Origin of the sequence: Aeromicrobium sp. JJY06, from assembly GCF_044069275.1 — a bacterium.
Classification (GTDB): Bacteria; Actinomycetota; Actinomycetes; order Propionibacteriales; family Nocardioidaceae; genus Aeromicrobium; species Aeromicrobium tamlense.
In genome coordinates this window covers 2,272,641-2,285,329 of record NZ_JBIMRD010000001.1, presented here as the reverse complement: position 1 = coordinate 2,285,329, position 12,689 = coordinate 2,272,641, and the positions used below count along the sequence as shown (strand labels likewise).

Sequence of the window (12,689 nt, the reverse complement as noted above, 5' to 3'; positions counted from 1 at the left end):
CGAGAAAATGAAGGGCTTGGCTTCATTCCATCGATTCCGGCCGCCATGCCGGCACCACCAGGTCGCGGTCGGGATCGGGCTCGGGCGCCGGGGGCCCGGCGGGGTGCTTCCTCACCCAGGCAGTCGCGGCGCTGTGTCCCGCGTCGAACAGGCTCGCCCGCTGCTCGGGGGTGAGGTCGAAGTCGGTCCAGCGCACGCCCCTGGGCTTGGCGAAGATGCTGCGGTCGATCGCGGCAGGGTCGCTGACGTGGCGCACCTGCGTGGAGTCGACGGTGGTGAAGATCAGGTTCGTCAGCAGCGACAGCGGCGACGTGACCGGCTTGGCCTTGGCGCGCTCCCCTGCCGGCGAGCTGAGCCGCACGCCGAGGGTGGGCCAGCGGCTGGGCTTGCCGTCGTGGCGGTCGAAGAGCTCGATGGGATAGCTGCGCAGAAGCGAGCCGTCGGCGAGGGTGAGCGTGCCGTACTGCGACTTCAGCCGAACGGGCTCGAAGAGGAACGGGATCGCGGCCGAGGCTCGCACCGCGCGGGCGACGGAGTACTCGTTCGGGTCGTGGCCGTGCGCGGGCAGGTCCCACGGTAGGAACATCGCCCGCTGGCGGGACAGGTCGCTGGCGGTGACGACGAGCCGGAACGACTGCCCCTGCGGCAGCGCGCTGCCCGGGTCGTCGAAGTAGAGGTCGCCGAAGGTGCGCACGCCGAGGTCGCCCAGGACGCCCCGCACCCACTGCTCCATGTGCCGGCCGGGGTGCGCGCCGAGGTGGAAGAGCACGCCCCACGCGTCAGCAGCGCGCGGCCACCAGCCGAGCATCGCGCCGCGCTTGCGACGGTCGAGGAAGGCGCTGTAGTCGATCGTGCGCATGATCTCGTCGACCCGACTGAACGGCTCCCCCGCGTGCTGCATCGCCGCCATCACCGCACCGACCATCGCCCCGGCGGACGACCCGCCGATCCGCGCGAACGTGTAGCCGTTCTCGGCCAGCGCGGTCGCCGCCCCCACGAGGGCGATCCCCTTGACTCCCCCGCCCTCCAGGACGAGGTCGATCGCGCGCGTCTGCTCCACGGTTCGACTCTATGGGCTCGGCGCGACCACGGCCCGGCTCAAGCGTTCGGGCCCGGTGCGCCATGTGATGTTCTGACCGACCTGATGCGCGATGGCACCCGGTGAACAACGCACCGGACTGTGGTCACCGGGCGACTGCAATATGGCGCGCTCTGTGCCCTTCGGTCTCAACCGGAAATGACGTCACTGGCGGGTGGGCACGAGGCCGGTGCGGCCGTCCCAGGAACCGTGCTCGGAGAGCGACCGGAACCGGAAGGTCGCGAACTCGTGGTGGAAGTCGCGGCGCTCGCGCTCGCGCATGGCGTCAACGTGCCGCGTCGGGTCGGGCACGTCGGAGCGTCCGTGCACCATCTCCACCATCTGGCGCGCGCTGCGCCAGATCGTGAAGGTCGAGATCGTCCGCGGCGGACGGAAGCCGGCGACGGCGAGCGTGACGCCCGGGTGGTCGCGCACGAGGCGCTCCACGGGCCGGCCGTGGTGGAGGAAGCGAGGGATCTCGGGGATGCGCATCCGGGCCAGCGTGACGGCCACGACCGGCTCGTCCTGGTCCCACGAGCCGGCCCGGAGGGGCAGTCCGGGCAAGGCGGCGAGGCTCGACCAACGGCGCAGGTACTCCAGTCGCACGTGCCAGCCGGCGGCGAGCGAGCGGCCCAACGCGTCGCGGGTCAGGAACCGCTCGAGTGAGGCTTCGTCCTGCCACTGCGCGAAGACCGCGAGCCTGCGCAGCTGGAGTCGGTCGGGCGACACGACCGGCGCGCCGAGCCGCATGAGCGAGAGGCTCTCGAGGTGGTCGAGCCCGGGGACGGTGTAGGGCGTGGGCGGTCGCAGCAGGGCGCTGGTCCCCGTGCGGCGCGGGACCTCGGCGAGGTGGAAGCTGTGGATCGTCACGACTCACGCTCGAGCCTGTAGTGCAGGCGCAGGGCCGAGACGCCCCCCATGCGCAGCTCATGATCGGTGCGCAGCACGCCGTCCGGATCGACGAAGACGTGGAAGGTCTCGTGCAGCGGCACGCGTGCCGCGTGCTCACCCGATTCGCGGACGACCACGTACGCCCCGTCCTGTCCGAAACGACCGCGAGGCGACTCGAGGAGCAGTCCGCCGTCAGCCGTGACCGAGGGGCGGAGGAACACCTGCAGGTTCCCCGACTCGAGGGGGAAGGCGACATGCACGCTCGGGCCCGCGGCGCCCGGCAGCGTCCGCGCGGAGTAGGCGCCGCTGAAGACCGTCCGACCACTCGCACGCAGGGTCCGCGTCCACGCGGACGCGACGTGGACGCCGTCGCGGTTCCGTACCGGCGTCACGTGGCTGTCCATGCCGTGCGCGACGTCGAGCGGCCTCATCGGCAGGGCGAGCTGCTCGACACGGCGGCCCCACAGGCGCGAGATCAGCTCACCGGCCGGCCAGAACACCGGCGACCAGCCGGACCACACGTCCATCCGCCAGCGCGCGGTGTGCTCGTAGAAGTCGCGCACCAGCGGGTTCAGGCGATCCGCCGCGAACCCGGGACCGTCGAGGACGGCCATGGACGGCAGCAGTCCCGCGTCGGGGTCGGCCTCCCCCAGCACGCCGCCGTGCCGTGCGGCCTCCGTGCCGATCCAGTCCGTGCCCACGCGGGCCGAGGAGCTCACCGGCGCGTCGAGCCACCGCTCCGCCCCGTCGAGGTCGACGCGGCGACCGGTGAGTCGCCAGAAGCTCCTCGACCCGAGGTCCAAGACGTGAGGCACGGACCAGATTGTGCCGCATCCATCGGCACCGTGACCCGCACTTGCTACCGGGAGCGGACCGTTCCCTGCCGCGTGGTCGCTGCCACCGACGGAGCGACACGAGGCCAGGTCCAGGCGCTGCGCAGGATGAACGCGAGCACCATCAACTCCAGCACGACGCCGAGTCCGTAGAAGAGCAGCCAGGACTCCCCCGCCACGTTGAACGCCGTCACGGGCACGAAGAGCGAAGCCGCGACGAGGTTCGCGATGCGGTTCACCCGGGCCGGCAGTGCCGCCGACAGCACGACCATCAGGGACGGGACGGACATGAGGGCCAGCGCCGCGGTCGAGAAGGTCTGGGAGATGTCGAACTCGAAGACCCGGCCGTCGAGGATGTCCTCCACGACGCCTGGCGTGAAGAAGTTGAGAATGTCCACGTAGGCGTACAGGAACATGAGGCTGGTCCAGGCTGCGGCGAGCCTGACGCGCACCGGGAGCGGCTGGTCGTCGAAGGTGTTGGGTTGGCGTGTGCTCATGGTGGGCTCCGTTGTCGTGAGGATCGTTGCGTCCACGCTCGCCCGGCACGGCGGCCTGCACATCGGTCCCGAGGCCTGAGCCGATCCGGCCGATGGAATGGCCTGATTCTCGTTCTTTCGGCGGGTGTGCCGGCGCGCGCCGATCCCTAGGGTGGAGCCGTGTTCACTGTCCGGCGCTCCCTGTGGGACGAGCCGCGACCTGCCGACGCCCCGCCCGTCGGACGGCTCGACTGGCTGCTGGCAGGCGTGTTCGCGATCGCGGCGCTGGTCGAGGGCGCCGTGCGGCCGGACGTGGCCTGGCGTCCCCTCGTGACGGTGCTAGGTCTAGCACTCGTGCCGGCTCTCCTCTGGCGGCGGAGCCATCCCTTGCTGGCCGCCTCGGTCGGGTGGGGTGTCGCCGGGGTGCTCTCGGTCCTCCAGCTGACCGCCGACACCTCGGACCTGGGCCTCTACTCCATGCTCGGCGTGCTGGTCCTTCTCTACTCACTCGTGCGGTGGGGCTCGGGACGCGAGATCGCCGCGGGATCGGCGTTCGTGGTGGTCGTCGCCGTGCTCGGGATGATCGCTTCCTCCGCGGGCTTTGCCGACGTCTTCGGTGGGAGCGTGCTCCTGCTGCTCGTCGTCGCCCTCGGAGCCGTGTTCCGCTACCGCGCGGACCTCTGGAGCCGTCAACAACGCGAGATCCGCAACCAGGAGCGGGTGGCGCTCGCGCGCGAGCTGCACGACACGGTGGCCCACCACGTCTCGGCCATCGCGGTGCAGGCGCAGGCCGGCGGCGTGGTCGTCGGCTCCCAGCCCGAGAAGGCCGCCGAGGTCCTGACCGCGATCGAGGCCGAGGCCTCGCGAACCCTCGCGGAGATGAGGTCCATGGTCCGCCTGCTGCGCGAGGAGGAGTCCGTCGACTACGCACCGCAGCGGGGCGTCGCGGACCTGCCTGCGCTGGCGCGCGTCGACACGACGCTTGCCGTCGAGGTCTCGCTGGACGGCTCGCTCACCGAGCTGGCGCGCCCCGTGGACGCGGCGCTGTACCGGCTCGCTCAGGAGTCGCTGACCAATGCCGTGCGGCACGCCCGCGGCGCGACGCGAGTCGCGATCGACGTCCACCGCGAGGGCGACGCCGTCAGACTGCGTGTCAGCGACGACGGACGGACCGAGCCGGGGCTGCCGCCGGAGCCCGGATTCGGCCTGCTGGGGATGGCCGAGCGCGCCCAGCTCCTCGGCGGCTCGCTCACCGCAGGGCCGGGACCCGAGGGTGGCTGGGTGGTCGAGGCCGCGCTACCCCTGAAGGCTCCGGCATGACCATCCGCGTGGTGGTGGCCGACGACCAGGACCTGGTCCGCACGGGGCTCGTGATGATCCTCGGCGCGCAGCCCGGCCTCGAGGTGGTGGGCGAGGCGGCCGACGGGCTCGCAGCGCTCGACCTGGCGAAGCGGCTGCGCCCCGACGTCCTCCTCGTCGACATCCGGATGCCCGGTCTGGACGGCGTCGAGGTCACGCGGCGTCTCGCCGGCCCTGACGTGGCCGACCCGATGGCGGTCGTCGTGATCACCACCTTCGACCTCGACGAGTACGTCCTCGGCGCCCTCCGCGCCGGCGCCCGCGGCTTCCTCCTCAAGGACGCCGGGCCGGACCTCCTCGTGCAGGCCATCAACGCGGCCGCGAACGGCGATGCGCTGATCGCCCCCAACGTCACCCGCCGACTGCTGTCGACGTTCGCCGACCAGGCCCCGGCGACTCCGGTCCAGCCCGTCGCGCCCCTCACTGAGCGCGAGGAGGAGGTGCTCGCCCTGGTGGCACGGGGACGGACCAACGCCGAGATCGCCTCCGAGCTCTTCGTCGGCCTGAGCACGGTCAAGTCCCACGTCGCCTCGCTGATGGCCAAGCTCGGCGCCCGCAACCGCGTCGAGATCGCGATGTGGGCATACGACACGCGGCGGGTCAGGGCCGACCAGTCGTGAGCGCTCTCAGTCCCGGGCCAACGCGACGGCCTCGATCGAGACGAGGAGTCCTCGCGGCAGCCGCACGTTCGCAGGCGCGGACCGTGCGGGCGGCGGGTCGGGCATGAATCGGGCGTAGACCTCGTTCAGCTTCGCGAAGTCGTCGACGTCGGCGTAGAAGATCGTGGTCTTCACGAGGTCTGCCAGCGACGCGCCCGCCGCCTCGAGGATGGCCGAGAGGTTGATCAGCGCCTGCTCCGTCTGCGCCTCGATGCCCTCGACCACCTGCCCGGTCTCGGGATCGATGCCCGCAGTTCCCGAACAGAAGACAAAGCCGCCCGCGACGATCGCCTGACTGTAGGGACCGAGCGCAGCCGGAGCCGCGTCCGTCTCGATCGCCACCCTGGCCGCTCCACCTTCGTGGCCCATGCAGCGAGCCTAGGCAGCGTCGAGGCTCTTGAACAGAGTTGCGAGGGCGTCGCCCCCCTCACCCCGCGCCGGGACGCAGTTCCGCCTACGGCTGGGGGTCGCCCTCCGAGTCGTCGTCCTCGTCCTCGCTGCTCAGCGCTGCGCCGAACGCGACGCCGATCGCGATGCCGAAGCCGATGAAGGCCCACTGGTCGAGCGCCACGGACAGCGCGACGCCCATGGACATGCCGATCGCGAGTCCGACGGCGAGCTTCGACGAGTCCATGCCGGCGAGCCTATCCGCGACTCTCAGGCGTGACCGATGAAGGGCTTCTGCCGTACGAAGGTCGCGTCCTCCACGCACTCGAGCAGGAAGGCCGCGGTCTCGTCGCGCGTGATCGCGCTGAGCTGGAGTCCCGGCGGGATCTCGGTGAACACCTGCAGCTCTCCCGAGGTGGTCTTCGCGAACGGGGCCGGCCTGACGATCGTCCAGTCGAGGCTCGTGCGCTCGATCAGTGCCTCCTGCCGGTCCTTGTCGGCGTAGCGGTGGCGCGTGAAGAGCGGGAAGAGAACGCGGTTGTAGAACCAGCCGCCGTGCCCCTTCGAGTCGCCGGCGCCGATCCCGGTGACGGCGACGAGACGCTTCACGCCGGTCGCCTCCATCGCCGCGATCAGTTTCCGCGTCGTGTCCGAGAACAGCGTCGTCCGGCCGAGCGAGTCGATGCCCAGGCACAGGACGACGGCGTCGTGCCCCTCGAGACTTCGCCGGAGAAAGGGTTCGTCGGTCGGCTCGCCCTCCGCGACGCGCACAAGCTCCGACGGGGTCACCCTGGACGCCTCTCGGGTCTGGGCGGTGACGGTGTGTCCCTGCGCGACCGCGCGGGCCAGCAGCCGCGAGCCGACACCGCCCGACGCTCCCACCACGACCAGTCGCATCGCAGGCCACCCCTCTGACTCGGACTTGGTACGTCCATCGAAACATGCCCCGGGTCCAGGCGGCTCCCATCCGGCGCGGAACCTCCGAAGCGCGTCGGTCCGGCGCCCGGTCGTGTCAGACTCTCGGCGTGTCGACGACATCCGCGGACCCCACGGCTTCCGTACCCCAGCCGCCGGCGCGGCGCCGCCGCAACAGGATCCTGGCGATCCTCGTGGCAATCGCGCTGGCCGCGGCGGTCATGGTGGCGTGGAACTGGTGGACGCATCCGAAGGCGTTCGGTGGACTGGGCGACGGCTATGAGACCGATCCCCGGCCGCTCGCGGATTCAGCACTCTCGACCACGGTGATCTTCCCCAAGATCAAGGGCTCTCCCGAGACCGTCACGATCAGGAGTCTCGACGCGACATTCTCCGAGAACACCGCCAAGGCAGGTGCCACCTTCTGGATCTGCCACATGACCGCGGGCGAGGATCCCATCGGTGCCGTGTTCGACCCGGAGGCGACCTGCGCCGACATCGAGAAGTTCACCGCGCCGACGCGGTTCGAGCACGGCGTCAGGCCGGACAGCGACTATCTCTTCGTCACCATCGCGCCGACTCGATCGGGCGTCGCGAAGCTGGAGTCCGTCGACATCGACTACTCGCGGTCGAAGCGTCATCTCTACCAGCGGGGAACCGAGACCATCGCTGCCGATCGCGTCGTCACGGTGCGCTGAGTCATGGATTCCTGGGCTGAACGCCGAGTGGGTACAGCATGGGCCTCCACCGTCGCGCAGATCGCGAGTTTTGCAGGGATCTTCGCGTTCCACTGGAGTGACCTCGCGTGGGTCGTCATCTGGTCCGTCGTCCTGGCCATCACCGTGGTCTGCATCTTTCGTGTTCGAGTCGTCCTGGCGAAGTGCGTGTATGCCCTGAGCCTTGCACCTGTCGGGGTGGTGCTCTGGGCTTGGGTCCAGTACCTCAACGGGACGGCCACGGACTTCTTCGGGCTGTACTTCATATACGCCGGGCTCCCCCTGCTCTTCCTCTCCGTCGTCGGCCTTCTCAGCGCGCTCGCCGCGCCCGAGCCGTTCGACGCCTGGGGATGACCGGCGAAGGTGCCCCGGAGACCGCTCCGCCGTGGAACACTCTCCGGGTGTCAGTCATCGCCGGGGCCGGGTCGGCACCAAGCCCTCGTCCCGCGGATCGACGACGTCTCCGCCGGCTGCTGGCCGGCTTTCTCGCTGTCGTCGTGGTCGCAGCGGGAATCGCGGCGGTGCACTGGTGGACGCACCCGAAGGCCTTTCGTGATCTCGGCGCTTCGTACGGAACTCAGCCGTTGCCGGTGGCCGACGCTGCTCTCTCGACCGCGGTGATCTATCCCCAGACCAGCGGTTCTCCGGAGGTGGTGAAGATCGAGGGGCTCGACGCGACGTTCTCCACCAACACCGCCAAGGCGGGCGTCACGTTCTCGATCTGCCACATGGCCGCGGACGAGGACCCCATCGGTGCCGTGTTCGAGCCACAGTCGACCTGTGGCGACATCGAGCCGTTCGAGGCACCAGCACGCTTCAACCACGGCGTGGATCCGAACAGTGACTACCTGTTCGTCACCATCACGCCGACGCGAGCCGGCGTGGCACGCCTGTCGTCGATCGACGTCGACTACCGACGTCCCGAGCACTTCCACCAGCGCGGGACCCAGAGCATCCAGGTCGGTGACGAGGTCAACGCGCGCTGAGCCGCGCTCCCTCGCTCACCTGACGTGGGCGAGCCGACGGCCCCGGACACGAACCGCCGGGTAGCGTCCGAGGGTGGCCAGTCCTCGCCGATCACGTGCTCGTCGACGCAGCTCGTCCTCGCGCCGCGCCGGGACACGACAGTCGACGCGGCCGCTGCCGTCCGCCGCACCGGGTGAGCGCATCTGGGTGCTCGACGTCCCCTACGGGACCCAAGTCGATGGAGCCACTTGGCACCCTGCGGTCAAGACCCACCTCTACGTCGGGCGCGCTCTGCCCGCACACCTCGAGCCGTACGCTCCCGGGCCGTACACGCTCGGTCGGTTCGTCGAGAACTCCCTCAATCCCGAGCCGACGCCCAACCCCGAGCCGACCGAGACGCTCGAGCCCCGCAGGATCCAGTTCGAGGCAGCCGACGCGATCGCGGCACGGGCCGAGACCGGCGGACGGCAGTTCCTGCTGGCCGACGAGCCCGGCGTGGGCAAGACGATCTCGGCCGTCCTCGGCGCGACGGCCGTGGGCGACCTGCGCGGTGCGCGACGAGTGCTCGTCGTCGCCGACCGGCCCGCCGCGATCACCATCGGCCACTGGTGCCGCACGATCGAGGCGCTCGGCCACGGGGGCCTGGAGTGGGTCGTGATCACGTGGGACCGGCTGGAGAAGGTCAAGGACCACGCGTGGGACGTGATCATCGCGGACGAGGCGCACGCCCTGCGGCGGACGACGACGAAGCGGTGGAAGCTCTGGGCGCGGATCTCCGGACACGCGCGCCCGCACGACAAGGCGCCTTTCGTCATCGCGACCACGGCGACGCCCGGGCACACGCCGCTCGAGCTCCCCTACCTCGCCCCGGCCTACGCCCAGATCCTCGGTGAGCCGATGAGCGAGTGGACCTCGGCGACGCAGCCCGCCGCCGCGTTCGCGACCGCACTCGAGCGCCACGGCGTCGAGCTCGAGCACGGCCGCTACGGCGCGGCCTGGACCGCCGACCCGGCGCGACGCGCTGCCGACCTCAAGCTGGTGCGCGGCTGGCTGAACGAGGAACAGCCGCCCGCGATGCTGCACCGCGCCGCACCGTGGGGGCCCGTGCCGATCTCCGGCATGCCGGTCGCGCTCACCCCCGCGGAGCGAGCCGCCTACGAGGCCGAGTGGGGCGAGTTCTGCCGTGAGATGGACATCGCCCGTCGCGGACGCAACGTGGCGAAGGGCCGCGCCGCCCTTCTGCGCTTCCGGCAGAAGGCCGGGCTCATCCGCGTCGACTCCACGGTCGCCTGGATCGCCCAGCAGATCGAGTCCGACCGGCAGGTGGCGTGCTCGGTGGAGTTCGTCACCACCGCGGCTGACCCGATCACCGACCGGCTCCGTGACTCCGGCATCGAGGTGGCCACCATCTACGGCCGCGACCGGTTCGATCCCGAGGCCGAGCGGCTCCGCTTCCAGACCGGGGAGGCGAGGGTCTGCGTCTTCACCGCCGTCGCCTCGATCAGCCTGCACGCCGGGGAGACCCTCGGCGACGGACGCGAGGCGAGCACCGAGCCTCGGGTCGGCCTCTTCCACCAAGCCCGGTTCTCGGGGATCGCCGCACGACAGGTGACCGGCCGCACCCACCGGGATCATCGTGTCTCGCCGTGGCACATCGCCTACGCCGAGGCCACGGTCGAGGAGCAGGTCGGCAAGGTGATGGTGGAGCGGATCGCCGCGGCGTCCGACACCGTGGGCAGCGACACCACCGGCCTCGCCGACCTGGCGCAGCTCCTCGGGGCCGACTGGCTCCCGCCCACGACCCTCATCGAGGACGGCGTCTGAGCTCGCCACGTCCATGCTCGGCTGAGGTCGGGCAGACTGCTGGGGTGTCCGACCCGCTGCGCAGGCTGCTCGCCGCACCGCCCGACCTCCCGGTCGCCGCGGGCCTGCCGGCGCTCGACGAGGCGCTTCGCAGCCGCGGCCTCGCGGTGGTGCACGCGCCGCCCGGCACGGGCAAGACGACCTTGGTCCCGCCTGCCGTGGCCCAGTCCGTCACGGGGCGCGTCGTCGTCACGCAGCCCAGCCGCATTGCGGCGCGTGCCGCCGCCCGGCGACTGGCGCACCTGCTGGGCGAGCCGGTCGGCGAGACGGTCGGGTACTCGGTGCGTGGCGAGCGACGGACCAGCCGGAGCACGCGCATCGAGGTCGTCACCACGGGACTGCTGCTCCGGCGGCTCCAGCACGATCCCGAGCTCGCCGGCGTCGGCGCCGTCATCCTCGACGAGGTGCACGAGCGCCACCTCGATGCCGACCTGACCCTCGCGCTGCTCCTGGACGTCCGCGCGAACCTGCGCGAGGACCTGTCCCTCGTCGCGATGTCCGCCACCATCGAGGCCGAGCGCACGGCCGCGCTGATCGGTGGCGGCGAGGCTGCCCCGGTGATCAGCGTTCCGGGTGCGCTCCATCCGGTCGAGACCGTCTGGTGTCCGATGCCGCCGGGGACGCGTCGCACCGACGACCGGGGCATCACGCCGGCCTTCCACGACCACGTCGCTGCGACCGTGCGTCGCGCGCTCACCGAGCACGGGGGCGACGTCCTGGTCTTCGTCCCGGGGGTCGCGGAGATCGACGCGGTCATCCGTCGGCTCGGCGGGGTGGAGGCGGACGTCCACCCGTTGCACGGACGACTGTCCGGCGCCGAGCAGGACCGAGCGCTGAGCGAGGGCCCACGTCGTCGCGCCATCGTCTCGACGGCGGTCGCCGAGTCGTCGCTGACCGTGCCCGGGGTGCGTGTCGTGGTGGACGCCGGCTTCTCGCGCGAGCCCCGGACCGACCACCGCCGCGGTCTGGCCTCCCTCGTCACCGTCGCCGTCAGTCGCGCCGCGGCCGACCAGCGGGCGGGACGAGCCGGCCGCCTGGGTCCGGGCGCCGTGCTGCGGTGCTGGTCCGAGGCGGAGAACGCGCACCTGTCGGCGCACCCGGAGCCCGAGATCGCCACCGCCGACCTGACGGCCTTCACGCTGGAGGTGGCGTGCTGGGGCAGCCATGACGTCCGAGAGCTGGCGCTCCTCGACCAGCCCCCTCCGCACGCCCTTGAGGCGGCCCGGCGGGTGCTCGTGGAGCTCGGCGCCATCACGGAGGACGGAAGAGCCACCTCGCGGGGTCGAGCCATGGCCGACGTCCCGGTCGACCCGCGGCTCGCGCGAGCCCTCATCGATGGAGCTCCACTCGTCGGGTCGAGGCGCGCTGCCGAGGTGGTCGCGATGCTCAGCGAGGACGTCCGTGCTCCCGGAGGCGATCTCGTCGCGGCGCTCAGATCACTGCGCTCCGGACAGCGGTCCGGCGCCTGGCGCAGCCAGGTCACGCGCTTGGAGTCCGTGGTGAAGGAACAGGTCGGACAGAGGGACAACGTCCCCGCGCTGACGGACGACGTCGCGGTCGGGCTCGTGGTCGCCCTCGCGCACCCGGACCGCATCGCGCGCAAGCGCTCCGGCGGCTCGAGCTACCTCATGACGTCCGGCACGGGCGCGGCCCTCGATCCGCGCGACCCCGGACCGCTCGCCGGCCTGGAGTGGCTCGCGGTCGGTGACGCGGAGCGACGGTCCGGGCAGCGTGAGGCCCGGATCCGCTCGGCGGCTCCGCTCACGGAGGACCTGGCGCTCGAGGCCGCAGGCTCGTCGTGGACCGAGGTCGACGAGGTCGGCTGGGCCGACGGACGCGTCGTGGCTCGCCGCCGCACGCTGCTCGGCGCGATCGAGCTGAGCTCCGTGCCGATCAGCGACCCTCCGGTGGAGGCCGTGACCGAGGCGATCCGGGAGGCCGTGGCGAGCGAGGGCATCGATCTCCTCACCTGGTCGGAGGCGGCCACCGCGCTGCGGGCTCGGCTCGACTTCCTGTACCGCGCGATGGGCGACCCGTGGGCCGACGTGAGCGACGAGACGCTGACGCAGAACCTTCAGTCGTGGCTGGGTCCGCAGCTGGCGCGAGTCCGCTCGGCCCGCGACCTTCGCCGCATCGACGTCGTGTCCGCACTGCGGGCGCTGTTGCCGTGGCCCGAGGCGGCGCGGCTGGACGCGCTGGCGCCGGAGCGCGTGGAGGTCCCGAGCGGCTCAATCGTGCGGATCGACTACTCCCAGGAGCAGCCGGTGCTCGCGGTCCGGCTGCAGGAGGTCTTCGGCTGGGACTCGGCCCCGGCCCTCGCGGACGGCAGGGTGCCACTCCTGCTGCACCTGCTCTCCCCCGCGCGACGCCCGGCCGCGGTCACGGCCGACCTCGACTCGTTCTGGGACAACGGCTACCCGGGGGTCCGCGCCGACCTCCGCGGCCGGTACCCCAAGCACTCCTGGCCCGACGACCCGCGCACCGCCCCGGCGACCCGCCGCACGAACGCGCGCCGCACCCGGGACTGAGCCGTCCATGATGGACGC

The 12,689-nt window shown here is 71.6% G+C and carries 14 protein-coding genes; 7 read left to right on the top strand and 7 right to left on the bottom strand.

Annotation, left to right across the window (positions count from 1 at the left end; all coding sequences use genetic code 11):
• Positions 1-22: 22 nt before the first annotated feature.
• The 4 genes from ACGWYL_RS11235 to ACGWYL_RS11220 form a co-directional block, all read right to left on the bottom strand.
• On the bottom strand, positions 23-1,060 hold the full coding sequence (locus ACGWYL_RS11235; RefSeq protein ID WP_395487205.1) for a patatin-like phospholipase family protein: 1,038 nt from the start codon (positions 1,058-1,060) through the stop codon (positions 23-25).
• 183 nt (positions 1,061-1,243) lie between these two features.
• A complete protein-coding gene (locus tag ACGWYL_RS11230; RefSeq protein ID WP_395487204.1) occupies positions 1,244-1,948 on the bottom strand; it encodes a hypothetical protein in 705 nt (234 codons plus the stop codon).
• Entirely contained in the window at positions 1,945-2,784 is an 840-nt protein-coding gene (locus tag ACGWYL_RS11225; protein ID WP_395487203.1) for a hypothetical protein, read from the bottom strand. The genes ACGWYL_RS11230 and ACGWYL_RS11225 overlap by 4 nt, the downstream gene beginning before the upstream one ends.
• A 44-nt stretch (positions 2,785-2,828) precedes the next feature.
• Positions 2,829-3,299: a DUF6326 family protein gene (locus ACGWYL_RS11220; protein WP_395487202.1), complete on the bottom strand. Its 471-nt coding sequence runs from the start codon at positions 3,297-3,299 to the stop codon at positions 2,829-2,831.
• Between the two features lie 159 nt (positions 3,300-3,458).
• On the opposite strand from ACGWYL_RS11220, the gene ACGWYL_RS11215 reads away from it, so the two are divergent.
• Positions 3,459-4,598 (top strand): sensor histidine kinase, encoded by a 1,140-nt coding sequence (locus tag ACGWYL_RS11215; RefSeq protein WP_395487201.1) that lies wholly within the window; start codon positions 3,459-3,461, stop codon positions 4,596-4,598.
• Positions 4,595-5,257, top strand: a complete 663-nt coding sequence (locus ACGWYL_RS11210) for a response regulator (protein ID WP_395487200.1) — start codon at positions 4,595-4,597, stop codon at positions 5,255-5,257. The genes ACGWYL_RS11215 and ACGWYL_RS11210 overlap by 4 nt, the downstream gene beginning before the upstream one ends.
• A gap of 6 nt (positions 5,258-5,263) precedes the next feature.
• On the opposite strand, the gene ACGWYL_RS11205 is transcribed toward ACGWYL_RS11210, so the two are convergent.
• The 3 genes from ACGWYL_RS11205 to ACGWYL_RS11195 all read right to left on the bottom strand — a co-directional run bounded on the left by ACGWYL_RS11205 (position 5,264) and on the right by ACGWYL_RS11195 (position 6,580).
• Positions 5,264-5,665: a Rid family detoxifying hydrolase gene (locus ACGWYL_RS11205; RefSeq protein ID WP_269306300.1), complete on the bottom strand. Its 402-nt coding sequence runs from the start codon at positions 5,663-5,665 to the stop codon at positions 5,264-5,266.
• Positions 5,666-5,750: 85 nt separating this feature from the next.
• Entirely contained in the window at positions 5,751-5,930 is a 180-nt protein-coding gene (locus ACGWYL_RS11200) for a hypothetical protein (protein WP_179425350.1), read from the bottom strand.
• A 23-nt stretch (positions 5,931-5,953) separates the two neighbouring features.
• The gene (locus ACGWYL_RS11195) at positions 5,954-6,580 is read right to left on the bottom strand and encodes an NAD(P)-dependent oxidoreductase (RefSeq protein ID WP_395487199.1); all 627 of its coding nucleotides are present in this window, start codon (positions 6,578-6,580) and stop codon (positions 5,954-5,956) included.
• Between the two features lie 44 nt (positions 6,581-6,624).
• Between ACGWYL_RS11195 and ACGWYL_RS11190 the strand changes: the two genes are divergently transcribed.
• The 5 genes from ACGWYL_RS11190 (at position 6,625) to hrpB (ending at position 12,671) form a co-directional block, all read left to right on the top strand.
• Complete coding sequence (locus ACGWYL_RS11190) at positions 6,625-7,296, top strand: hypothetical protein (protein WP_395487198.1); 672 nt, start codon at positions 6,625-6,627, stop codon at positions 7,294-7,296.
• Positions 7,297-7,323: 27 nt separating this feature from the next.
• Entirely contained in the window at positions 7,324-7,668 is a 345-nt protein-coding gene (locus tag ACGWYL_RS11185) for a hypothetical protein (RefSeq protein WP_395487197.1), read from the top strand.
• Between the two features lie 47 nt (positions 7,669-7,715).
• On the top strand, positions 7,716-8,300 hold the full coding sequence (locus ACGWYL_RS11180) for a hypothetical protein (RefSeq protein ID WP_395487196.1): 585 nt from the start codon (positions 7,716-7,718) through the stop codon (positions 8,298-8,300).
• A 187-nt stretch (positions 8,301-8,487) separates the two neighbouring features.
• Positions 8,488-10,104, top strand: a complete 1,617-nt coding sequence (locus tag ACGWYL_RS11175; protein ID WP_395487195.1) for a helicase — start codon at positions 8,488-8,490, stop codon at positions 10,102-10,104.
• 44 nt (positions 10,105-10,148) lie between these two features.
• Positions 10,149-12,671 carry an ATP-dependent helicase HrpB gene (gene hrpB, locus ACGWYL_RS11170; RefSeq protein WP_395487194.1) on the top strand — a complete coding sequence of 841 codons (2,523 nt, stop codon included), beginning with the start codon at positions 10,149-10,151 and terminating at the stop codon, positions 12,669-12,671.
• The last annotated feature ends 18 nt before the right edge of the window (positions 12,672-12,689 follow it).